This window comes from Priestia sp. YIM B13491, assembly GCF_042787605.1.
GTDB classification, from domain to species: Bacteria; Bacillota; Bacilli; order Bacillales; family Bacillaceae_H; genus Priestia; species Priestia megaterium_E.
Map to the genome: position 1 here is coordinate 823,879 of NZ_JBHZOR010000001.1, position 22,901 is coordinate 846,779.

Sequence of the window (22,901 nt, forward strand, 5' to 3'; positions counted from 1 at the left end):
ATAGCTTTTTTCTTATACGTTCTACAATTTTGAATGTGTAGAAGGCCTATTTTCTTATGGACGAATTTCAGATTGATGGTAAAAAGAATAACGTAAACAGAGTAAGAGAATGGGAAGGAGCCCTTAAAAATGAGAAATTCGTATGGAATGAAACAAACCGGACAACCGATATCCAATCCATATATGCAAGCAGCACCTAAACCTGCTAAAATGCCGCCTATGCCTTCTGCAAAAGAAATGCAGGCAATGCCGGTGCAAGAAGGCGCAAATCAAATGCCAATGCACGGAGAAATGCCGCCGATGAAAGATGCAATGCCTTCGATGCATGGAGGAATGAATCAAATGCCAATGCAAGGCGGAATGTCGTCGATGCAAAAAGAAATGAATCAAATGCCAATGTACGGAGAGCTACCGCCAATGCATGAAGGAATGGGTCAAATGCCGATGCACGGAGGAATGCCGCCAATGCATGGAGGAATGGGTCAAATGCCGATGCAAGATGGAATGCCGATGCATGGAGGAATGGGTCAAATGCCGATGCACGGAGGGATGCCGCCAATGCACGGAGGAATGTGCCAAATGCCGATGCAAGGTGGAATGGCGCCAATGCACGGGGGAATGGGTCAAATGCCGATGCAAGGTGGAATGGCGCCAATGCACGGAGGAATGGGTCAAATGCCGATGCAAGGTGGAATGGCGCCAATGTACGGAGGAATGGGTCAAATGCCGATGCAAGGTGGAATGGCGCCAATGCACGGGGGAATGGGTCAGATGCCGATGCATGATTGCGGATGCCGCGATTTCTCAGCACCGGTTGGTCACCAGCCGCCTCATTCTTTAAATGATTGGATGTTCATGCAACAACCAAATCCACGTTCTTTTTAATAAACCCTTTACCCTAGATAAAAGGGATGTATTTTTGAATCTTTAGTATAAATATAGAATTTTATTAATTGAAACGTCATGAGAAAAAGAATAGTTCTTACTCTTTTTCCATGACATTCAATTTTTTGAAAATATTAATCACATCTTTTGGGTGTTTTCTTACATAAGAGAGTTTGGTAGAGTTTTTTAAGTATAAATACAGGGAAAAGAAGGCAAAAGCTCTATATTAAAGGGGAAAGGGTGTTTTTAGAATGATATTAGAAGTCACAGCTGCAACCTTACATGATGCTAAAGTTGCCCAGGAACATGGTGCCGATCGTATAAGCCTTGTAACTGGAATCGGTGAAGGCGGCTTAACCCCAAGCTACGGTTTGATGAAAAAAGTGAAAGAAACGATACATATTCCAATATTTGTGATGATTCGTCCACATAATCAATCTTTTCAATATGATGAAGACGATTTGCAAACAATGATTGAAGATATTCACTATGCAAGAGAAATTGGCATTGATGGAATTGAAATTGGCTGTTTAACGGAAGACAAAATTATTGATGAGCAAGCTTTAAGGCGACTGCTGGATGCGGCAGGAGAAATGAATGTAACGTTCCACTTGGCATTTGATGAAATCAGTGATCAAGAAAAGGCGCTTGAAACGCTTTTAAGCTATAAGCAAATTCAGCGTGTCATGACTTCAGGAGCGGATAAAAGTGCACTAAACGGTATTCCTCATATTAAAAAACTGTTACGAAGAATGAAAGATAAAGATATCATTTTAATCGGGACAAAAGGGCTGAAACCTGAAAATCTTCAAGCGTTCTTATCCGTTACTCCCGTGAAAGAAATTCGTATTGGTTCAGGGGTTCGAGTGAATTGTCAATATACGAAACCGCTTGACCCAAGGAGTGTAAAAGCTGCAAAAGAAACGATGAATAAGCAAAAGTAACAGAAGTGCTACAAGAAATTGTAGCACTTTTTTATTTGGAAATAGAAAGGGACTTATTACATAGTTTTCCCTAATTGGAAAACATCATAAAAACCTTTGAATCCTTGATACATAAGAGAAATGCTGTGTTTTCCCAACTTTAGAGTGAAGTAGGAATAATTTCATATTTTCAGAATAATCATTGACAGTGATAATCATTATCATTTATTGTTGTAATTGTTAATGAAAATCATTATCAATTGAAAAAACAGGAGGATATGATATGTCAACGTCAACGAAACAACTTACATCAAACGAAATGCTGCTTGCTATGCAAAATGAACGTGAATCCAATGCAAGGTCTTATCCTAGACGCCTTCCTATTGCAATTAAACAAGCAAAAGGCGCTGTGATTACGGATATGGATGGAAAAGAGTATATTGATTGTTTAGCCGGAGCCGGTACACTTGCTCTAGGTCATAACCATCCCGTAGTTCATGAAGCAATTCAAGACGTTTTAGCAAAATCTATTCCTTTACATACATTAGATTTAACAACGCCTGTGAAAGAAGCTTTTATCGATGAAGTATTCGCTAGTTTACCAGAAAACTTTGCAAATAAAGCGAAAATCCAATTTTGCGGTCCAACTGGAGGAGACGCGATTGAAGCGGCTTTGAAGCTTGTAAAAACAGCAACAGGCAACCGAACGATTTTATCTTTTCAAGGGGGATATCACGGCTCCACGCACGGAACGTTAAGCATCAGCGGTACAACGAGTCCCAAAAAACACATTCATGCGCTAGTACCCGATACACATTTTCTACCTTATCCATATGAATACCGCTGCCCGTTTGGGGTAGGTGCTGAAGGTCACACGTACATTAGTACATACATTGAAAATATGCTGGATGATCCTGAAAGCGGAATTGTTACTCCGGCGGGTGTTGTAGTAGAAATTGTACAAGGAGAAGGAGGCTCTGTTCCGGCGCCGATTCCATGGTTAAAAGAGCTTCGCAGAATCACAAAAGAACGAAACATTCCGCTTATTGTAGATGAAGTTCAAACTGGAATTGGACGAACAGGAAAGCTGTATGCATTTGAGCACGCTGATATTGAACCGGATGTATTAGTACTATCTAAAGCAATTGGAGGCAGCCTTCCTTTATCAGTCGTTCTGTACGATAAAAGGCTGGATCAATGGGAAGCGGGTGCACATATCGGCACCTTTAGAGGAAATCAGCTTGCGATGGCTACAGGACAAGCCACTCTGCAATTTATAAAACAAGGAAACTTACCTGCACATGCTCATGAATTAGGAGCTTATATTCAGAGTCAGCTAAAACATATTCAAAAGCAAGTATTCTCAATTGGCGATGTACGCGGAAGAGGTTTAATGCTGGGCGTTGAAATCATAGACGCAACAAAGCCGGTTAATAAAATCGGCAGTCATCCTGCAAACGGTGAGTTAGCTAAGCTGATTCAAAAAGAATGTTTCGACAGAGGCGTCATTTTAGAAGTGGGCGGAAGACATGGTGCTGTTATTCGTCTGCTTCCTCCATTAATTTTAACGAAACAACAAACCGATGAAGTGTTAACGAGATTTGAAGAAGCGATAAAAGCAGCAGAAGAGAAGTGGGTGAATAAATAAAATGGCGCCGTTTGAAAAGTGGTTTTTATCATCATCCAAAGAAAGCCTCGAGAATTATGAAGCGATGATAGGCGGAATGACAGAGATGATTAAACGTCACTACCATACACTAAAAGCCCCTTATACTCACATAGACATTCACGAACTATCGAACTTAGTCAATCGCTCGGTCTATTTTAGCGAACACGAACAGCCGCTAGAAGATCTGTTTGATGACGTACAAGCCGTAGTGATGGATCATTCGCTTCATATTTCGCATCCCGGGGCAATGGCACACTTGCATTGTCCTCCGATTATACCGGCCCTTGCTGCGGAAGTGATGATTTCTGCTTTGAATCAATCTATGGACTCGTGGGATCAAAGTCCGGCAGCTACGTATATAGAAGATCAAGTGATTGATGAATTAACACAACAAATTGGTTATCCAAGCTCTGCTTCCGGCGCTTTTACAAGCGGAGGGACTCAGTCGAATTATATGGGACTTCTGCTTGCTCGTAATGAGTATTGTCATGCTGCATTTTCAATTGATGTTAGTGAAGAAGGTTTACCGCTCCAAGCTAAAAAACTGCGGATTTTCTGCTCGGAAAAAGCCCACTTTACGGTGCAGCAATCTGCAGCTCAGCTTGGGCTGGGCATGAATGCAGTGGTGAGTGTAAAGTGCAATGAAAGGCACGAGATGGATATAGAAAATTTAGAAGAAGCAATACGGGAAGTCAAAGCACAGGGAAACCTTCCTTTTGCTGTTGTAGCAACGGCAGGTACGACGGATTTTGGAAGCGTAGACCCTCTTTTTGAAATAAGTGAATTAGCTAAAAAAGAAGGGCTTTGGCTTCATGCTGACGCCGCTTATGGAGGAGCGCTGCTGTTTTCACATAAATATCGTAAACGCTTAAAAGCTCTTGAACGAGCAGATTCTATTACGATGGATTTTCATAAGTGGTTTTATCAGCCGGTAAGCTGCGGGGCATTTTTGCTGAAGAATTCAGCTATGTTCAAACACATTCAGCTTCATGCCGATTATCTAAATCCTGAAGAAGATGAGCATGTACATTTGGTAGATCGCAGTATTCAAACGACCAAACGATTTGACGCCTTGAAGCTATGGCTGACTTTCCGTGCAGTAGGTACAAATGAGTATGGAAAAATGGTTGATCATACGATTGAAACGGCTAAGCAAACAGCTGAACATTTACGAAAGCAAGGGAATATTGCGGTGTTAAATGATCCTTATCTGAACGCGGTTGTATTTCGCTATGTACCAGATACTTTATATGATGATTGTCAAAAACAGCAGCATTATGAAAATAAGTTGAATCAGCGTATTCAGCAGCACTTATATGAAAAAGGCACTTTTATCATGGCAAAAACAAAGCATAAAGAGCAGGCATATTTAAAGCTAACGATGTTAAATCCTATGATTACAGTTGATTCTGTTGCCACTCAGTTAGAGGAAGTCGTGGCTTTAGGAAAAGAGTTGGAGAAAAAGGAGGAACGATTACGTGAACGCTCAGTTATCGGCTAATTTTATTACGATGCAAAATATTATTAATTGCTATATTCGAGAAACAGGTAAGGGAGTATGGCAGTCCGTTTCAGAAATAAAAAGTGAGGAAACGCTCGTTCTTAGACTAGAAAAACAGCCGGTAACTCTTTACTTTCCGGTAAAGTACCGCTCAGCTACCGGACGTCACTTGTTCTTTCCGGTCTTTTATTATCGCATTCAGAAAGAGGAGCTTAAGGAGTTAGATGTGGTCACTCTTTTGGCCTTTCTTTTAAAAGAAGTAACAGATCATTTACTACAGGTAAATGAGCTAATTGTACGTGTGCTACTAAGCTATGAAAATATGAAATTGTTCATTGAAAAAAGACAGAAAGAGTTAGAAACGTGCTATAAATGGGACAAAACGTTCTTAGAATCTGAGCAGTCATTGCTTATTGGCCACCAGCTGCATCCGACACCTAAAAGCCGTCAAGGGATATTACCTGAAGAAGAAGAGGTGTTTGGGCCTGAAGTGAACGGCAAATTTCAGCTTCATTATTTTAAAGCACATAAATCGCTTGTTGCAGAACAGTCCGCCGGGAGTCAAACCACATCACAGCTTATTAAAGAGCAGTTGAAAAAAGATAAGAAGGTTTCTGAAGAATTCATACAGTCGCATTGCCAAGCGGACGACTATTCACTTATACCTATGCATCCGCTGCAAGCTCGTTATCTTTTAGGAAAAGAAGAAGTGTGTGAATGGATTCAAAAAGGCAGGCTTGCTTATCTAGGGCCACATGGTCAGCCGTTTTATCCGACTTCGTCTGTTCGAACCGTATACAGTGAAGATGCAGATGTAATGTACAAATTTTCTATTCCGGTGAAGATTACGAATTCACTGAGAGTGAATAAACGTAAAGAATTAAGTAGAGGTGTAGAAGTGAGTCGTTTATTGCAAAAGGGATTACAGGCTGAGCTTCAAGAAAATCATCCGGCTTTTCAAGTGATTGAAGACCCTGCTTACATCACGCTTGGAACAAAGGAGCTTGGGTTTGAAGTCATGGTTCGAAGCAACCCTTTTCAAGGTGAGCATGGGAACCGTACAACGCTCTTAGCAAGTTTGTGTCAAGACCATGTGTTTGGGAAAGCTTCTCAAATTGAAAATATTATTAATCATATTGTTTCAAATGAAAATAGCACGAATGAAGACATAAGCAAGCGCTGGTTTAAACGCTATTTAGATGTTTCTTTTCATCCTATGATGTGGCTTTACACTCAAAAAGGAATTGCGCTGGAAGCTCATCAGCAAAATTCCGTTATTAAACTTGATGAACACGGATATCCATCGATGTTTTACTACCGTGACAACCAAGGCTATTACTTTATGAAATCAAAGGAACAAGAGCTCCGCAAGCTGCTTCCTTCCTTAAACGGAGAAAGCGATACGGTATGTGATGACGCTGTAGCAGAAGAAAGATTTCGTTATTACGTATTATTTAATCATATTTTAGGATTAGTTAATGCTTTTGGTGCAGCTGGCCTCGTTCAAGAGTCAGATCTACTATTGATTCTGCGACAAGAAATCGAGATGTACACAGAAAAAGATCATACGGGGCTTGTTTCATCGATGTTAGAAGAGAAAGTGCTTCCTTGCAAAGCCAATTTCTTAACGCGCGTTCATGATATGGATGAGCTGGTAGGCTCTCTTGAAACGCAGTCTGTTTATGTAAATGTTGAAAATCCTCTGTACGAATCTGCAGGTGTACGGGTATGAAATCGGCATTACAAACGCAGTATCCTTTTATGATTCAGCAAAAGGAGCAGAGCATCACCTTTCGCTCTGTTTCTTTTGCAAAAGATTTCGAACGGCTGTACAAGTGGATGCATGAACCCCCTGTTATTCCGTATTGGAATTTAAATATTTCAAAACAGGCGTATGAGCAGCATTTAAAAACATTTCTCGCTGATTCCCATCAAAAACTGCTAATTGGAGAAATTGACGGTGTACCTATGAGCTATTGGGAATCTTATACGGTTGAAGGCGATATTATCAGTAACTATTACCCTTATGAAAAAGGAGATCAAGGGATTCATTTATTAATTGGAGAACCTGATTTTTTAGGAAAAGGCTATATTTATCCGCTCCTTCTTAGTTTACTAAAGCACAAGTTCGAGGTAGCAGATACTGCTAAAGTAATAGCGGAACCAGATATACGTAATGAAAAGATGATTGCAGTATTTAAAAAATGCGGGTTTCAATTTATGAAAGAAGTGTCGCTTCCTGATAAAACAGGCGTACTGCTGAAATGTGAAAGAAAAGTATTTGAAAGAAGGTGGAGCGAATGGAACAACGGGACATTTTAGACGTAATTGGAGTAGGAGTTGGTCCATTTAATTTAGGATTAGCAGCTTTAATTGATAAAACAGATTGTACATATAAATGTTTTGAACAAAAAAATGAGTTTAATTGGCATCCAGGAATGCTTTTAGAAGGGACAACTCTTCAAGTTCCGTTTATGGCAGACGTGGTCACGATGGTGGATCCGAAAAGTCCATACACGTTCTTAAATTATTTGCATGAGCATGAGCGCTTATATCAGTTTTATTTCTTTGAGAAGTTTCATATCCCAAGAAACGAATACAATCACTATTGCCGCTGGGTAGCAAGCCAGCTGAGCGGGCTTGAATTTAACAGCACAGTAAAAGAAGTCAAAATTTATGAAGATGCTAAACCATACTACGAAGTAATAGTTGAAAAAGAAGGGAAGCTTCATACCTATTACAGCTATCATCTTGTAACCGGAGTAGGTACACAGCCCGTAGTGCCAAGAGACTTTCAATCAGTAGCCAGCGATACGTTCTATCACTCCGCTCATTATAAAATGAATCGTGAACAAACGCTGAAGGCTAAAAGTATAACCGTAATTGGCTCGGGTCAAAGCGCAGCTGAAATTGTCTATGACTTACTTCAACAGCAGCCTGAATTTGATTACAAGCTAAATTGGTATACGCGCTCAAAAGGGTTTTATCCGATGGAGTATTCAAAGCTTGGCCTTGAACATTTTTCACCGGATTATACCCGCTATTTTTATAGATTGCCTCAAGAGAAAAAAGAGAGCGTTTTACAAAATCAAGCTCTTCTGTATAAAGGAATAAGCTTTGAAACGATCGGTGATATTTATGAGTTGATTTACGAACGAACGATTGGCGGGAAAGAAGTGCCGCTAACAATGCGCGCGCTTACGGAACTTGCAGGCGTTGAAAAGACAAACGACACACATCTTCTTACTCTTCACCAATACGAGCAGGACTCGTTTGAAAAAGAAGAAAGTAAAATTGTCATTATGGCTACTGGCTATCATGCAAAAGAGCCTGCTTTTATGGAAGGTTTAAAAGAACATTTGCTATTCGATGAAAAAGGACAGCTGAAAATTAGCGAATCCTATCAAGTTGAGATGAAGAAAAAAGGCGCTCCGCTATTTGTTCAAAACGGAGAGCTTCATACACACGGGGTTGGAGCACCAGACTTAGGTTTAGGCGCTTATCGAAATGCTGTCTTGATTAATCAAATTGCAGGTGAAAACGTGTACAAAATATATAAAAATACTGTCTTCCAAAAGTTTGGATTTTAAGAGATGATTTCTCCGCGCTTTGTTTTTATCTGTTTGTTTATGACCATGACGTCGGAAGTGTTATTATCACCATTTTATCCACAATATTTTACAAATGCTTTCCATGTAGATGGAGTTGCAATGACGTCTTTTTTTATTATTTGCTGCCGGATTGTGGTCATTGTTATGACTCCTTTATGGGGAATGTTGCTTAAGAAGTGGAAAGTAAAACATATAACCGTAGCGTCACTTCTAATGACAGCCTTAATTAAAGTCATTCTGAGCGAAGTTTCTACTTTTTATGGATTTTTAGCCGCTTCGTTAGTATTACTTGTGTTTCAAAGCAGTTTATATCTTTTGTACCCATATTTAGTAGGCGGCATGAAAAATGGACAGAAAAAGGCAAGTGCTGCAACAACCTATGTATTTATTGTTCATACGGCTATTATTGTCGCTAGCTTGTTTGGAAGTACAATTATTGCTTGGGAAATGCCGCTTAAAGTATATCAGTACTTTGCTTTAGCTGATATGGTACTGGCCTTATGGCTTATAACAAGAAAAGCTTCATCTTTAAAAAAAGAAAAAACACCAGCATACATTCAAAGTATAAACGAGCCTATTTTTTTCTATTTGCTGGCTATTTTCTTTTTTCACCTTGGACACAATGTCATTCGCCCTTATTTTACATTGTTTACAAGTGACACATATGGCATGAGCAGTCAAGGCAGCGCTTTGTTATATGTGATGCCGAGCATTATGGCGATCATCTTAAAGCTTACGGTACCTACAAAGCTATTTAATGGCAAAGTTATACCGCTTTTTTATGGCGTAACGGGTGCTAGTGCTTTACTGCTATGTTTGCAAGCATATGCCGATCATCTCAGCATGTTTATTATAAGTCGAATTTTATATGGAGCCGGATTTTATCTCAGCATGGTTATACTTGATATCTATTTATTTCAAAAAAGCAAAGAAGGAGCTGCTTACTATTACAGCTGGCTTATTGCTGTTCAAAATATTGCCCTGCTGATTGCACCGCTTTTAGCACTAGAAATCAGCAAAGTGAATTTGGCGCTTCCTTTGGCAGCTGGTGCCGCTGCTTTGCTAGCTGCTAGCGCTGTAATGCCGCTGCGTAATAAAACAATCCCTATTCTAAGACAAGTAAAGGAGAATGAAGGATGAAAATCAAACAAACGAATCTTTCCGTATTTAATAAGCAATCATGGGAAAAAGCAAATCGACAGCTTTTAGCTAAAATGCTGCAGGAATTTATGTATGAACATATTATCGCACCGAAGGAACTGCAAAAGCAGGGGGAGATTTCCACCTACCAGTGGGAAGACCACCGGGGTGTTACGTATACATATCAAGCGAAACAGCGATTGTTTGACAGTTTTTCCGTACTGCCAGAAAGTATTAAGCTGACATCTAAAACGTCAACCCCTACATTTTCTGAGGCCTTGCAGCTGTTAATTAGCCTATCTGAAGACAAAGGAATGTCTAGCTCAACCGCAGGCCACTTAGCAAAAGAATATTTTCATACATTAATAGCAGACGTGCATTTGCAAAAACGAAAATCAGCTGATGAATTAGCAGATATGGATTATGCAGAGCTAGAAGGTGAAATGATGGGACATCCTTGGATTACATATAACAAAGGCCGCATCGGATTTGGCTATGATGATTATCTGCGGTTTGCACCTGAGCAAAAACAAAAAATTCAGCTTTCATGGATTGCTGTAGCGAAGCAAATTGCTTCGTTTCATTCATTAGATACCCTCGGCTTTGATGATGTTATGAAGCAGGAGCTAAGCGGTGAGAAGCTAGCTGAATTCGAAAAAGAATTAACAAGCCAAGACCTTTTAGCAGCCGACTATTACTATATTCCCGTCCATGAATGGCAGTGGATGAACGTGATTGTTCCTTTATTCGCTGAATACATTGCAAATAACTTAATTGTTCCGTTAGGAGAAGGTGAAGATCAATACTTGCCTCAGCAGTCGATTCGTACATTTTTGAATACAACAAATCGAGATAAATATCATGTAAAGCTTCCCATGAGTATATTAAATACGCTTGTGTACAGAGGCCTTCCAAGTGAGCGGACGGTAATTGCTCCTCAAGTAACTAAGCACATAAAAGGCATACGAGATCGCGATGCGTTTTTAAAAGATACGTGCAAAGTAGGACTTTTAGGTGAAGTGGCTACGTTAAACGTAACTCAGCCAACGTTTGCTTCTATTAAAAACGCGCCTTATCAGTATTTAGAAATGCTGGGAGTCGTTTGGCGTGAAAGCATCTATCAAGAGTTAGAAGAAGGAGAGCATGCGATTACGCTAGCTGCGCTTTTACATGTTGACAGTAAAGGGAAAGCTTTAGTTTCGTCGTATATAGGAAAGTCGGGCTTAACTCCTGCCGAGTGGATCGATGCGTTAACCAGCGCTGTGTTGCCGCCGCTTCTTCATTACTTGTATCAATACGGTACTGTATTTTCCCCGCACGGTCAAAATACGGTATTAGTGCTCAAACATAACAAGCCCGTTCGAATTATTATGAAAGATTTTGTAGATGACGTGAATATTAGCGATCAGCCGTTTGAAGAACTGCAGCAGCTATCTTTTGAATTAAAAGAAGTGCTGCGCAGCGAAGAACCGGAAGGACTGACGCAGTTTATTTTAACAGGGTTATTTGTTTGTCACTTCCGCTATTTAGCAACTATTTTAGAAGAGCATGAAGGCGTAGAAGAAGCGGACTTTTGGAAAAGTGTACGAGCAGAAATTTTACATTATCAAGCATCATTTCCACATTTGAAAAAACGATTTGAACTGTTTGATTTATTACGTCCGACCATTACGAAATTAACGTTAAATCGAAATCGAATGTTTGATTACGGATACGAAGATGACGGAGATCGTCCTCACGCAAGCGAATATGGCAAGGTACGAAATGCCTTGCATGAAGTGAGTGAAAAAGCTGTGCAATAATAAGGAAAAGCCGCTGGTATTGTGCTAGCGGCTTTTTTATGGTTAATTCAAAAGCAGGAAACGAAGGGGATGAGCTGCAGCACTTTAGGAAACACTCATTTTATGTATGTGTAGAATATAAAAGTGAGTGAATGAACGATTTGATGTAGTAGATGTTAGAACAACAAATACACAAGCCGAGGCCAACGTTTCGGCTTTCTTTTGTCAAAGCACTATTTCAATGTCGCATCGCTACAAGGATAATGGTACAATTGTCTGTATATTTAAAAAAAGAGAGGGAATTACATGAAATCGCATATTCAAAAACATTTAACTTCATATAAAGAGAAATATAAAAATCGAGGTCGGCTGCTAATTAGCTGTCCGGACAAACCGGGTATTGTAGCCGCTGTGTCTACGTTTTTACATGAGCACAGTGCAAATATTGTAGAATCAAGTCAACATTCAACGAACCACGAAGGGGGTATGTTTTTTATCCGTTTCGAATTTGAATGTGAGGATTTATTAGCTAAAGAAACAAAACTAGAAGAAAGCTTCAAAAAAATTGCCGATACATTTTCAATGAACTGGCAGTTTACATATGCTCATAATTTGAAAAAAACAGCTATTTTTGTGTCAAAAGAGCCTCATTGTCTACTAGAGCTGCTGTGGGCATGGGAAAGCGGAGATTTGATGACAGACATCGCGGTCGTTGTGAGCAATCACGAAGATGCGCGCGAAGTGGTTGAATCATTTGGTATACCGTTTAAGCATATACCGGCGACAAAAGACATTCGCCAAGAAGCAGAAGCCAAACAGCTGCAGATATTAAAAGATTATAATATTGACGTGATTATTTTGGCGCGTTATATGCAAATTTTAACGCCGACTTTTGTGGCTGAAAATCCGTATCGTATCATTAATATTCACCATTCATTCTTACCGGCATTCATTGGAGCACGTCCATATGAACGCGCATATCAACGAGGTGTAAAGTTAATTGGTGCTACGTCTCACTATGTAACGGACGACTTGGATGAAGGACCAATTATTGAACAAGATATTGAACGCGTGAACCACCGTGATGATGCGGATGACTTAAAGAAAAAAGGCCGCTTAATTGAACGTACGGTGCTCGCACGTGCTGTGAAATGGCATTTAGAAGACCGCATTTTAGTGCATGAAAACCGCACAATTGTATTTAATTAACAAAGACTAGGCTATTAAAAAGTAGTTTAGCCGAAGGAAGATCCGAACGATGAATCGAGATTCTTGAAAGAGAATGAAATTCGTTCGGATTTTTTTATGGTCATGGTAAACGTAGATTTCATCTGTTTAGTTGCTTCTAGCGGTTGATTGGAGGGACTCCTGCGAGAAAAGCGGAACAGATGAGACCCCTCAAGTGTAAGCGACGAGGAGGCTCATCGGCCGCCAGCCTTGCACGGAGATCAACCGCCGTGTCATAAGCGATTTATACGCGATTATTTAATTGATTTTGTTAGGTCTCATTCTCGTTTTTTTCGGGGAAATCGCGTATCTAAATGATAAAAAACTTTTCTGCATGAGCTGAGATTTAGTTGTTTACTTAGCTCGTGAACACTTATACAATAGAAAAGGACTTTTTAATAAAGGAAGTGTCGGAAGTGAAACAATATCTTGAACTTTGCGAGCATGTGTTAGCAAATGGAACAAAAAAAGAAGATCGGACAGGAACAGGTACAATTAGCACATTTGGCTATCAAATGCGTTTTAATTTACAAGAAGGTTTCCCGGTATTAACGACAAAAAAACTTCATTTGAAATCAATTATTCATGAACTGCTTTGGTTTTTACAAGGAGATACAAACGTTAAGTATTTACAAGATAACGGCGTGCGCATTTGGAATGAATGGGCGGATGAAAACGGGGAACTTGGCCCTGTGTATGGTCATCAGTGGCGTTCATGGCCAACTCCGGACGGAGAAAAAATTGATCAAATTACAAATGTTATCAATCAAATTAAAAACAACCCTGATTCTCGCCGCTTAATGGTAAGCGCCTGGAATGTGTCTGATGTAGACAATATGGCTTTACCGCCGTGTCACTGCTTATTTCAGTTTTACGTAGCGGACGGCAAATTGTCTTGTCAATTGTATCAGCGCTCAGCTGATATTTTCCTAGGCGTACCGTTTAATATTGCTTCATATGCGCTGCTTACAATGATGGTGGCACAAGTGTGTGATTTAGAGCCAGGTGATTTTGTTCATACGTTTGGCGATGCGCATATTTACAGCAATCACATTGAACAAGTAAACCTGCAGTTAACGCGTGAGCCTCATGCTTTGCCAAAAATGAAAATCAATCCAGACGTAAAGTCAATTTTTGACTTTAAATTTGAAGACTTTGAGTTAGTAGACTATAATGCGCATCCTCACATCAAAGGAGCTGTGAGCGTATGATTTCCCTCATTGTCGCAATGGATCAAAACAGGCTGATCGGTAAAGAAAATGATTTGCCATGGCGTCTTCCGGAAGATTTAAAGTATTTCAAGCGCATCACAACGAGTCATACGATTGTAATGGGAAGAAAAACATTTGAATCAATTGGACGCCCACTTCCTAATCGCGAAAATGTGGTTCTTACGCGTCAAAAAGATTATCAACAAGAAGGAACAACCGTTATTCATTCAGTTGAGGAACTAGAAGCATTAGATGCTGAAAAAGAAGACGAGCTCTTCGTGATTGGCGGAGCTACTCTGTATGAGCAAACATTAGACGTTGCAAACCGACTTTATATTACGCATATTGAAGAATCCTTTGAAGGAGATACACATTTTCCTGCGATTGATTTGAGCGAATGGAAAGTTATTTCGAAGCAGCAAGGAATTAAAGATGAAAAAAATCCCTACACGTATTATTTTACCGTATACGAGCGAAGCTGATGGCTTTTGTTTATAAAAAACGCGAGTCTGGTACAAAAGTATGTTAGTTGAAGAAAGATCCGAACGTTGAATCGTTCGGATCTTTTCATTATGAGGGTGAAGGTAGATTTCATGTATGTAGGTGCTTTTAGCAGGTGATTGGAGGCTCACCGCCCGCCCGCGGAAAGCAAAGCCTTGCATGGAAATCAACTGCGATGTAACAAGCGACCCCTACCAGCTAGCACCTATATTCCATTTATTCGTCTTGAGATTGATTTCGTTATGTTTCAATCTCTTTTTATATTGATTTTAATTGCTTCATCATTTCGTGGAAAGCCGCTGGGCTCACAAACTGTTCAGCGCTCCAGTTTGCTTCAATCCATTGAATCAGCTCGCTTGGTGTGTTAAAAACTTCTCCGCTCGTATCTGCTTTGCGAAGCATGTATCTACCGTTTTCTTCATCTGCAACTATTTCGCACGGAACGGCACTTTCATGACTTTGAAGCGAAAACTCCATTTATTCCACAACCTTTCTTGATTTATACCTGTTATCGCATCAGCTGCATGTAGAAAGTATGGGCAATTTTGTAAGTCTATTTAGCGTTTGCTAAACATATGTAAAGTATGTGGACAGTAAAATAGTTTGAAAAGTTTTTTTAGTTATTATTAATGAAAAATAATGATTTTTCTAAATTTTTTGTGATATAATGTACAAATTAATAATGGTAGAAGAGGAAGGAAGTTGGTTATGAAACAACAAGTAGATAATCGAACAAAACACGTACATTTAGAGGACATCATGATTGCAAATCAATTGATTAAAGATGTTGTTGTGCATACACCACTACAGCGTAATGACGTTTTGTCTGAACGATATGAATGTAATATCTATTTAAAACGTGAGGATTTACAGGTGGTGCGCTCATTTAAAATTCGTGGTGCGTACAATCGAATCAAAAAGTTATCCCCAGAAGAATTAGAAAATGGAATTGCCTGTGCAAGTGCAGGAAACCACGCACAAGGTGTAGCATATGCGTGCCGTCATTTAAATATCGATGGTAAAATCTTTATGCCGAGCACAACGCCGCGCCAAAAAATTAATCAAGTGAAATTTTTAGGCAAAGATAACGTAAAGGTCGTACTAATCGGAGATACGTTTGATGATTCTTATGAACAAGCTATTGCGTGCAGTGAAGAGGAACATCGAACATTTATTCACCCATTTAATGATGTAGACGTTATTGCAGGACAGGGTACAGTAGCCGTTGAAATGTTCAATGACTGTGAAGATGAAATTGACTACGTATTTGCGGGTATCGGCGGGGGCGGATTAATTTCCGGTGTCGGCACATACGTAAAAAGCATCTCGCCTCAAACAGCTGTGATTGGGGTAGAACCAGCAGGCGCGCCTGGCATGCAGACATCTTTAGCAAATGGAAATGTAGTGACGCTACCGGCAATCGATCCATTTGTAGACGGAGCAGCTGTTAAAACAGTTGGAACGCTTCCGTATGACATCAGTAAAGAACTTGTGGACGATATTGTAGTTGTTCCTGAAGGCAAGGTTTGTACAACCATTTTATCTCTATACAATGAAAATGCGATTGTAGCAGAACCAGCAGGAGCTCTTTCGATTGCTGCTCTTGACTCATACCGTGAGCAAATTAAAGGGAAAACGGTTGTTTGCGTCATCAGCGGAGGAAACAATGACATTGGACGCATGCAAGAAATCAAAGAACGTTCGATGATTTATGAAGGATTACAGCATTATTTTATCGTTAATTTTCCTCAGCGCGCAGGAGCTCTTCGTGAATTTCTAGACGAAGTGCTTGGACCGACAGACGATATTTCGCGCTTTGAGTATACGAAAAAGAATAACAAAGACAGCGGACCAGCACTCGTAGGAATCGAGCTTAAGCATAAAGAAGATTATTATCCACTGATTAATCGTATGGATAAAAAAGGATTCCCTTATACAGAAATTAATAAAGAAAGCAACTTGTTTCACTTATTTATTTAAATAGAAGGTCATTTTAAAAAGGAATGCTTCATCAACTGTCGAATAAGTTGATGAAGCATTTTTATTTTAAAAATATTTGTATTTTCTTTTTATTTTATCAAGACAGAAAGTGCCTCAAGCATTATAATAAAATAAACGGGTAAAAAGAGGGTTGATCGCCTTGCTATTAAAAAGCCTTGAATTTAAACATGTCAGTGGTCAAAAAGTAAAAATTACTGAAATTCCAGTTTTAGAGGAAAATAGCACGTTTCGGTTCATGTTATCTGCAAAACTTGATTTATTTATTAGACAAATCACGAACGAATCAGTTCCGAAGCAAACCTACTCGTTTCAAGAATATTTAAAACGCGTGTTGAAATGGAAAGATTACGAACAGCTCTTTAAGTCTCATGTATTAAAACATAATGCATAAACGTAAAAGTTGACTTTTCTGAATATTTCAGCAGAGTCAACTTTTTTTTTGTTGATATAAAAGGTTGAAGATGCGTTTTATGAATTAGCAAAACTTGCATTCTATTATAACTATATTGTTGTAAGCGTTCATGTTATACTAGTCTGCAATGCATCTTATAGGGGTGAACACATGGCGAAAATTAAAGTGGTAACGGATTCAACAATTGATTTAACGTTGGAAGAAGCTGAAAAGTACGGTATTGAGATGATACCTTTATGTATTAACATTGATAATGAAACGTATTTAGATCGCGTGGAATTAACGCCGACAGATTTTATTGAAAAAATGAAAAATTCAAAAGAATTACCGAAAAGCTCTCAGCCAGCTATTGGTTCTTTTGTTGAAGTATATGAACGATTAGTTAGTGAAGGGTATGACGTCATTTCGATTCATATGACTGGGGGAATGAGTGGAACTGTTCGAGCAGCTGAAAGCGCGGCTCAAATGGTAGAAGGAAACATCACCGTTGTTGATTCTATGTACATTACAAAAGCTCTTTCGTTTCAAGTCTTTGAAGCGGTGAAAATGATTGAAGATGGGCATACAGTAGAAGAAATTGTCACGCGCTTGGAAGAGGTGCGTCAAAATACGAATCTTTTTGTCGTAGTTGATACGCTTGAAAATTTGGTTAAAGGTGGACGTATTGGACGAGGAAAAGGATTGATCGGTTCTCTTTTAAATATTAAGCCGATTGCTTCTCTAGCTGACGGAGTATATACTCCTGTTGCTAAAGTGCGCAGCCATTCTCAAGTTGTTAAGTTTTTAACAAAACAGTTCGAAGAGCATACAGAAGGAAAAAGTATTAAAGGAGTAGGGCTAGTACATGCAGATGGATTTGGACTCGCCTCTAAATTAAAAGAATCAATTGTGAAGGCAAGGGGCTATACGCAATTTTCAATTGAAGATACGACGCCTATTATCTCGACGCATACAGGTATTGGTGCAATTGGTTTTATGTATTTTGCTGAATAAAGTGGGTTGCTTTTTGCAAGTCACTTTTTTGGTTTTCTCTTTTTTGGAAAAAGGGGAAAGAGAAGTGGACGAACGTATGATATAATAGAATCAACTTTCTACCAGCGAATGCTGTGCTGGTTACTATTCTTTTGAATCCGGAGTATACCGATGAAAAAATATATTCGAAATTTGAGTGTGTTTAACAAAACGGTTTTATTTTCTACTTTAATTGTAGTTGCCCTTGGAGTCATTTCTTTAGCCATTAGCTATCAAGTTCAAAAAAAGATGGCAAAAGAGACACTAACGCAGCACGCGTTAATTATGGCTGATTTATGGAGGGAGTCTTTATCTAAACAAGACGTAATAGCAGCAGTGGATTCAAGGAACGGGACGATTCCTGAAAAAGACGAGCTAGAAAAGCAGTTTAGAAAGATTTATGAATTGCATCCGTCGTACTTGCAGGGATATATTATGACGACCGAAAAATTCAAGTCGCATGGAAATAAGATTATCGTAACAGCGAATAAGAAAATTAAGCAATCACTAGAGCCGTCCATGATTTATTATGGAGGAGAAGAATTTTACAAATCATTTAAGCAAGCAGAACAAGAAAAGAAGAATATCGTAACATCTACATACAAAGACGAATTCGGGACGTGGATAACCGTTTTATCACCTATTACAAACAGCTCTGGAAAAGTCGTGGCTATTCTTGGTGTAGATATAGATGCAAGCGCTATCTATATCTACCAAAAACGTTTAATTGTGGCTTTGATCGTTGCGTTTACGATTTTGTTTACCTTCATTATTGTTATTCAAGACTGGGGACTAAGGCGATTAATGTCGCCCCTAGGGGAATTAATAGAAGGAATTCAAGCAGTAAGTCAAGGGAAGTTTGATGTGAAGCTGACACATGAAAATGATTCTGAGTTAGGGAATGTACACACAAGATTTAATGAAATGACCGAGCGGCTTCAGCAGCTTTTTCAACAAGTGTCAGCAACAAAAGAACAGCTGAACGTAGAAACGAATTTCAGTCATTCAAAAGATGGAATTGCTAAAGCGATTGATGAATTAGAAGTTATTATGGAAAAAACGAGGATGCAAAAGGAATTGCAGCGAGCAGAGAAAATGAATGCAATTGGTCAATTAGCTGCTTCTGTAGCGCATGAAATTCGAAATCCTATGACGGTGGTAAAAGGGTTTTTGCAGCTGTTTCAAGATAACACAAAGCTTTCAAACACTGAATTAAGTTACATTCATCTTATGATTAACGAAATGGACAGAGCGGAAGCGATTATTCATGACTATTTATCTTTAGCCAAGCCGGATGTTCATCAGCATCGTTTTATTAACTGCTTAGAGTGTGTTACAAGCTTAGTAGACTTATTATCTTCTTATGCTTTGTTAACAAACAATATACTCATAGAATTAGACGCAAAAGAAGAGATGTATGTTCGCGGCAGCCGAAACGAATTGAATCAAGTTCTGCTTAATATTATGAAAAATGGAATTGAAGCTATGAGAGCTGGAGGAACGCTTCGAGTAGGACTTTACAAGCGAGAAGGGCATGTACATATTCAAATTGAAGATACTGGTATAGGCATGACCAGTGAACAAGTGAACCGGCTGGGAACAGCGTTTTATTCTTTAAAAGAAAAAGGAACAGGGATTGGTCTAATGGTTTCTTATCAGCTGGTCGAACAAATGAATGGAAGAATTGAAGTGGAAAGCATACCAGGAAAAGGTTCAACGTTTACCTTGATTTTCCCTAGCTATGACTAAACTTTAACCGTGCAGGAGGAACATATGAAAAGCTGGTCTTATAAATTGTTTTTTTTACTGTTCATTAGTTGTATGATGTTAGCAGCCTGTGGTTCCAAAATAGAAAATCCGCTTAATTGGAAGATGGACTCTTTTTCTTACGTTAACCAAGATCAAAAGAAAGTAGGGCTAAGTCAGCTGAAAGGGAGCGTTTGGATAGCTAACTTTATCTTCACAAGCTGCGAAACCGTATGTCCCCCAATGACGGCTCATATGGCTAAATTACAAAAAATGGCCAAGGATGAAGGGCTGAATGTTCGCTTTGTTTCATTTAGCGTAGACTCTGAAGTCGATACTCCACCAAAAATGAAGGACTATGCGACTAAATTTGGCGCTGATTTTTCGAATTGGGATTTCTTAACGGGGTATAAACAAGCAGAAATTGAGAAGTTTGCGCTGGACCAATTTAAAACGATTGTGAAAAAGCCGCAAGAAAATCAGCAGGTTATTCACGGTACAGATTTTTTTCTAATTGACAAAGATGGAGTCGTTCAAAAATCTTATCAGGGAGTGACTGACCCTCCTTATGAAGATATGTTAAAAGATATCAAAACCCTTCAGTAAGAGCTATAAATCCGTCAAAACTATCCGTCAAACACAGCTATCTTTATAGTGATGTGTTAGCGGATATTTTTATGAAAGAAACATGCTTATCCTTTTTTTTACATATACTATATATAAGAAACGTAGTAAAATATCAACTTGACATAGTATGATAAGATATAAAGATATAGTTATTCAGAGCGGTAAGCAGTATTGCTTGTGACAGCGAGAATACAGCATAGTTAGTAGGTGTTATGATGAGAAAATGGAAAAGTATAGTGATAAGCAGTATAAGTGCGGTGGTGTTAGCAAGCTGTTCGACGACGACTTTTTTGCCAACGGACAATAAAGAAGAAGCCGTTCAGAAAGAAGTGGATTTAACACCTAAAAAGCATATTCCGAAAGGATTTTTTCCTGTAGATTTAGATATTGTAGCCATTGGTGACTCATTAACAGAAGGAGTAGGAGATGAGTCTAAAAAAGGCGGTTATGTACCATACTTAACTAAATACCTTTCTAAACAAAATGAAGTGCAAAATGTACGAACAGAGAATCTAGGTAAAAGAGGAAATCGGACGGATCAGCTATTAGCGAGGTTAAATCAGCCGGGAGTAGCAGCTGAAGTATCAAGAGCAGACATCGTTTTCTTGACGATTGGCGGCAATGACGTGATGAAAGTGGTAAGAGATTACTTTTACAATATCTCAATTAAGACGTTTGAATCACAGCAGTCAAAATATGAAAAACGTCTAAATGACGTGTTTTCACGTATACGTAAGCTGAACCCTAATGCTCATATTTATTTAATCGGTTTTTATAATCCATTCTTTAAATCGTTAAGTGATGTGAAAGAAATTAATGTTGTTATTAATGAATGGAATGCGGCAAGCGAGAAAATTGCTTCTCAATATGATAATGTAAGTTATGTAAAAATTGATGATATTTTTTATGATTCTGACGTAAATTTATTAGGGAAAGACGAGTTTCACCCTAATAAAAAAGGGTACAAACTAATGGCTGAACGCATTAGTAAATCAATGGAGGAAGAAGATCCTCTCGTTGGAGACCAGAAAAAGGAAACAGCAGAAGAAGTTACATCTGATGAAAAAGAGAAAAACACGAAAGAGAGTGGGAACGAGTAAGGAGATTGTTATATGAAGAAGTGGAAAACCCTATTTATCGCGTTATTAGGGATTAATGTTCTAGGGGCTATCCTTATTATTGCGTTTATTTTTCAACCGGTTGACAAGGCCAATCCAACTCCCTCTGAAAAAGTAGAAGGAGACGCAGAACTAACAATTTTGGCTAAAAAAGCCGACTTAAATGTACTGATTGATAAATATTTAAAAAAAGAATTTAAGAATCAGCCGCTTAACTACAAAATTACTCTTACTGATGTAGTAAGAGTAGACGGTACGATTCAAGTATTCGGCGATGATATTAATATTCGAATGACATTTGATCCAATCGTACAAAAAAATGGAGATATTGTGCTTGAACAGCAGTCGCTTTCTGTTGGAAAGCTGCAGCTTCCTGTCCGCACAGTGCTTCGATACGTAAATAATAACTTTGCGCTACCAGAATGGGTAACGATCGATCCAAAGAATGAATCAGTATACGTAGCGTTACAGCAGATGAAGTTAGAGAGTGATTTTGCTGTAAAAGTACAAAAGTTTGATTTAAAAAATGATGATATTCGCGTACGTTTAATTTCGCGCAGTGAATAAAAAAACCTTCCAATTTGGAAGGTTTTTTTCGTTAACGATCTTGGGAAATCAGTGCTTCTAATGCAGGACGGTTCTTAGCAAATCCGACGGCATATACCGTATATGTTCGATTCGGACGAAGGTTCAGTGCCGGGATTTCGAGTACTACATTTTTGGTTCCTGCTATGCGCACACTAAGTTGAACATGCATGGGGGACAAAGGCAAATATTTTGTGACTTCTTTAAACTGCACTCCAGAAAAAATGACGTCTCCGCCTCTAGCCGCAATATCCACAGCAGGAGCATCAGGAGAAAGATGAACAAATCGAAGCTTTGTTTCTCCACTTGGCACATCCGTATTGTCATAGATAAATAATAAATCAAGCTTGTTTAGCTCATCTACCGCCGCTACCGTGTAATTTTGGTTTCCTTCAAATGTAAATGATTCCGTTAAAACAGGTCTTCCCGTTTCTCCAGCGGGATAAATAGAAATTGTATATCTTCCAGGTTCTTGTAATTCAATATAATCTGTTTCTTGTTTATAAGTTAAATTGCGAATCACTCGTTTGTTGTTAATATAAATATCTACAGATGGAGAATCTGGAGAAGCGTGAAGTATACGAATTTGCGGCGGATTTACGCGCAGATTCGTATTTTCAGAAGAAGTTAAGATGGCCTGCTGGATATAGTACAAATGCTTTTGATAATAATGAATATGCTTAGATGGATCACTATACTTATAGTAGTTAGCTAGAAAATCGTATTTCATTGCTTTTTTAATATATTGATCAAAGGAATAATTAGCCATATGTTCAGCTCCCTTATTGTCGGAGTATAAAAACATTTCCATACGTAACCAAACATATGCTCAAACTCATAATTTATGCCGATCACTGATCACTCCCGAGACCTCCAAGAAGAAACAATGAGCCAAATGCCCTCTATGTGCATATACTGAATCAAATTATTGACTGAAGGCTTATTGTACGAC

General features: G+C 38.8%; 21 protein-coding genes. 19 read left to right on the forward strand and 2 right to left on the reverse strand.

What is annotated here, in order from left to right; all coding sequences use genetic code 11:
• The first annotated feature begins 129 nt into the window (after window positions 1-129).
• From ACFX4E_RS04185 to ACFX4E_RS04240, 12 genes are all read left to right on the forward strand, one after another.
• Window positions 130-885, forward strand: coding sequence for a polyadenylate binding domain-containing protein (locus tag ACFX4E_RS04185; protein WP_377258826.1), 756 nt, complete (start codon window positions 130-132; stop codon window positions 883-885).
• Window positions 886-1,136: 251 nt separating this feature from the next.
• Window positions 1,137-1,829, forward strand: coding sequence for a copper homeostasis protein CutC (locus ACFX4E_RS04190; RefSeq protein ID WP_272766975.1), 693 nt, complete (start codon window positions 1,137-1,139; stop codon window positions 1,827-1,829).
• A gap of 262 nt (window positions 1,830-2,091) precedes the next feature.
• Complete coding sequence (locus tag ACFX4E_RS04195) at window positions 2,092-3,456, forward strand: aspartate aminotransferase family protein (protein ID WP_377258829.1); 1,365 nt, start codon at window positions 2,092-2,094, stop codon at window positions 3,454-3,456.
• A gap of 1 nt (window position 3,457) precedes the next feature.
• Window positions 3,458-4,978, forward strand: coding sequence for a pyridoxal phosphate-dependent decarboxylase family protein (locus tag ACFX4E_RS04200; RefSeq protein WP_377258832.1), 1,521 nt, complete (start codon window positions 3,458-3,460; stop codon window positions 4,976-4,978).
• Window positions 4,956-6,710 carry an IucA/IucC family protein gene (locus ACFX4E_RS04205; protein WP_377258835.1) on the forward strand — a complete coding sequence of 585 codons (1,755 nt, stop codon included), beginning with the start codon at window positions 4,956-4,958 and terminating at the stop codon, window positions 6,708-6,710. The genes ACFX4E_RS04200 and ACFX4E_RS04205 overlap by 23 nt, the downstream gene beginning before the upstream one ends.
• A complete protein-coding gene (locus ACFX4E_RS04210; protein WP_377258838.1) occupies window positions 6,707-7,300 on the forward strand; it encodes a GNAT family N-acetyltransferase in 594 nt (197 codons plus the stop codon). Before ACFX4E_RS04205 ends, ACFX4E_RS04210 begins: the two co-directional genes overlap by 4 nt.
• Window positions 7,279-8,568, forward strand: coding sequence for a lysine N(6)-hydroxylase/L-ornithine N(5)-oxygenase family protein (locus ACFX4E_RS04215; protein WP_377258841.1), 1,290 nt, complete (start codon window positions 7,279-7,281; stop codon window positions 8,566-8,568). The genes ACFX4E_RS04210 and ACFX4E_RS04215 overlap by 22 nt, the downstream gene beginning before the upstream one ends.
• Window positions 8,569-8,571: 3 nt before the next feature.
• Window positions 8,572-9,729 carry an MFS transporter gene (locus tag ACFX4E_RS04220; protein WP_098249166.1) on the forward strand — a complete coding sequence of 386 codons (1,158 nt, stop codon included), beginning with the start codon at window positions 8,572-8,574 and terminating at the stop codon, window positions 9,727-9,729.
• Window positions 9,726-11,531: an IucA/IucC family protein gene (locus ACFX4E_RS04225; RefSeq protein WP_377258845.1), complete on the forward strand. Its 1,806-nt coding sequence runs from the start codon at window positions 9,726-9,728 to the stop codon at window positions 11,529-11,531. The genes ACFX4E_RS04220 and ACFX4E_RS04225 overlap by 4 nt, the downstream gene beginning before the upstream one ends.
• A gap of 285 nt (window positions 11,532-11,816) precedes the next feature.
• Window positions 11,817-12,719: a formyltetrahydrofolate deformylase gene (gene purU, locus ACFX4E_RS04230; protein ID WP_028410890.1), complete on the forward strand. Its 903-nt coding sequence runs from the start codon at window positions 11,817-11,819 to the stop codon at window positions 12,717-12,719.
• 434 nt (window positions 12,720-13,153) lie between these two features.
• Window positions 13,154-13,948, forward strand: coding sequence for a thymidylate synthase (locus tag ACFX4E_RS04235; protein WP_013058746.1), 795 nt, complete (start codon window positions 13,154-13,156; stop codon window positions 13,946-13,948).
• A complete protein-coding gene (locus ACFX4E_RS04240) occupies window positions 13,945-14,430 on the forward strand; it encodes a dihydrofolate reductase (RefSeq protein ID WP_050691566.1) in 486 nt (161 codons plus the stop codon). Before ACFX4E_RS04235 ends, ACFX4E_RS04240 begins: the two co-directional genes overlap by 4 nt.
• A gap of 277 nt (window positions 14,431-14,707) precedes the next feature.
• Here the strand turns inward: ACFX4E_RS04240 and ACFX4E_RS04245 are convergent, their stop codons facing one another.
• On the reverse strand, window positions 14,708-14,926 hold the full coding sequence (locus ACFX4E_RS04245; protein ID WP_208757309.1) for a hypothetical protein: 219 nt from the start codon (window positions 14,924-14,926) through the stop codon (window positions 14,708-14,710).
• 231 nt (window positions 14,927-15,157) lie between these two features.
• On the opposite strand from ACFX4E_RS04245, the gene ilvA reads away from it, so the two are divergent.
• The 7 genes from ilvA to ACFX4E_RS04280 all read left to right on the forward strand — a co-directional run bounded on the left by ilvA (window position 15,158) and on the right by ACFX4E_RS04280 (window position 21,931).
• Window positions 15,158-16,429 carry a threonine ammonia-lyase IlvA gene (ilvA, locus tag ACFX4E_RS04250; protein ID WP_013084697.1) on the forward strand — a complete coding sequence of 424 codons (1,272 nt, stop codon included), beginning with the start codon at window positions 15,158-15,160 and terminating at the stop codon, window positions 16,427-16,429.
• A gap of 160 nt (window positions 16,430-16,589) precedes the next feature.
• A complete protein-coding gene (locus ACFX4E_RS04255) occupies window positions 16,590-16,841 on the forward strand; it encodes a YpmP family protein (protein ID WP_013058743.1) in 252 nt (83 codons plus the stop codon).
• Between the two features lie 171 nt (window positions 16,842-17,012).
• Complete coding sequence (locus ACFX4E_RS04260; protein ID WP_098249163.1) at window positions 17,013-17,855, forward strand: DegV family protein; 843 nt, start codon at window positions 17,013-17,015, stop codon at window positions 17,853-17,855.
• Window positions 17,856-18,005: 150 nt separating this feature from the next.
• A complete protein-coding gene (locus tag ACFX4E_RS04265; protein WP_028410893.1) occupies window positions 18,006-19,622 on the forward strand; it encodes an ATP-binding protein in 1,617 nt (538 codons plus the stop codon).
• A 24-nt stretch (window positions 19,623-19,646) separates the two neighbouring features.
• Window positions 19,647-20,225, forward strand: a complete 579-nt coding sequence (locus tag ACFX4E_RS04270; protein ID WP_377258848.1) for an SCO family protein — start codon at window positions 19,647-19,649, stop codon at window positions 20,223-20,225.
• A 236-nt stretch (window positions 20,226-20,461) separates the two neighbouring features.
• On the forward strand, window positions 20,462-21,346 hold the full coding sequence (locus ACFX4E_RS04275; protein ID WP_028410895.1) for an SGNH/GDSL hydrolase family protein: 885 nt from the start codon (window positions 20,462-20,464) through the stop codon (window positions 21,344-21,346).
• Window positions 21,347-21,358: 12 nt separating this feature from the next.
• Window positions 21,359-21,931, forward strand: a complete 573-nt coding sequence (locus tag ACFX4E_RS04280) for a YpmS family protein (RefSeq protein ID WP_013058738.1) — start codon at window positions 21,359-21,361, stop codon at window positions 21,929-21,931.
• Between the two features lie 31 nt (window positions 21,932-21,962).
• Here ACFX4E_RS04280 and ACFX4E_RS04285 read toward each other — a convergent pair whose 3' ends face one another.
• On the reverse strand, window positions 21,963-22,718 hold the full coding sequence (locus tag ACFX4E_RS04285; RefSeq protein ID WP_014458542.1) for a DUF4397 domain-containing protein: 756 nt from the start codon (window positions 22,716-22,718) through the stop codon (window positions 21,963-21,965).
• Window positions 22,719-22,901: the final 183 nt, after the last annotated feature.

Excerpts from the sequence above, each read along its gene's own strand:
- ACFX4E_RS04195 (WP_377258829.1), top strand. The coding sequence starts at position 2,092 with ATGTCAACGTCAACGAAACAACTTACATCAAACGAAATGCTGCTTGCT.
- ACFX4E_RS04225 (WP_377258845.1), top strand. The coding sequence starts at position 9,726 with ATGAAAATCAAACAAACGAATCTTTCCGTATTTAATAAGCAATCATGG.
- ACFX4E_RS04270 (WP_377258848.1), top strand. The coding sequence starts at position 19,647 with ATGAAAAGCTGGTCTTATAAATTGTTTTTTTTACTGTTCATTAGTTGT.
- ACFX4E_RS04275 (WP_028410895.1), top strand. The coding sequence starts at position 20,462 with ATGAGAAAATGGAAAAGTATAGTGATAAGCAGTATAAGTGCGGTGGTG.
- ACFX4E_RS04210 (WP_377258838.1), top strand. The coding sequence starts at position 6,707 with ATGAAATCGGCATTACAAACGCAGTATCCTTTTATGATTCAGCAAAAG.
- ACFX4E_RS04280 (WP_013058738.1), top strand. The coding sequence starts at position 21,359 with ATGAAGAAGTGGAAAACCCTATTTATCGCGTTATTAGGGATTAATGTT.
- ACFX4E_RS04285 (WP_014458542.1), bottom strand. The coding sequence starts at position 22,718 with ATGGCTAATTATTCCTTTGATCAATATATTAAAAAAGCAATGAAATAC.
- ACFX4E_RS04200 (WP_377258832.1), top strand. The coding sequence starts at position 3,458 with ATGGCGCCGTTTGAAAAGTGGTTTTTATCATCATCCAAAGAAAGCCTC.
- ACFX4E_RS04185 (WP_377258826.1), top strand. The coding sequence starts at position 130 with ATGAGAAATTCGTATGGAATGAAACAAACCGGACAACCGATATCCAAT.
- purU (WP_028410890.1), top strand. The coding sequence starts at position 11,817 with ATGAAATCGCATATTCAAAAACATTTAACTTCATATAAAGAGAAATAT.
- ilvA (WP_013084697.1), top strand. The coding sequence starts at position 15,158 with ATGAAACAACAAGTAGATAATCGAACAAAACACGTACATTTAGAGGAC.
- ACFX4E_RS04240 (WP_050691566.1), top strand. The coding sequence starts at position 13,945 with ATGATTTCCCTCATTGTCGCAATGGATCAAAACAGGCTGATCGGTAAA.
- ACFX4E_RS04215 (WP_377258841.1), top strand. The coding sequence starts at position 7,279 with ATGGAACAACGGGACATTTTAGACGTAATTGGAGTAGGAGTTGGTCCA.
- ACFX4E_RS04245 (WP_208757309.1), bottom strand. The coding sequence starts at position 14,926 with ATGGAGTTTTCGCTTCAAAGTCATGAAAGTGCCGTTCCGTGCGAAATA.
- ACFX4E_RS04220 (WP_098249166.1), top strand. The coding sequence starts at position 8,572 with ATGATTTCTCCGCGCTTTGTTTTTATCTGTTTGTTTATGACCATGACG.
- ACFX4E_RS04190 (WP_272766975.1), top strand. The coding sequence starts at position 1,137 with ATGATATTAGAAGTCACAGCTGCAACCTTACATGATGCTAAAGTTGCC.
- ACFX4E_RS04265 (WP_028410893.1), top strand. The coding sequence starts at position 18,006 with ATGAAAAAATATATTCGAAATTTGAGTGTGTTTAACAAAACGGTTTTA.
- ACFX4E_RS04260 (WP_098249163.1), top strand. The coding sequence starts at position 17,013 with ATGGCGAAAATTAAAGTGGTAACGGATTCAACAATTGATTTAACGTTG.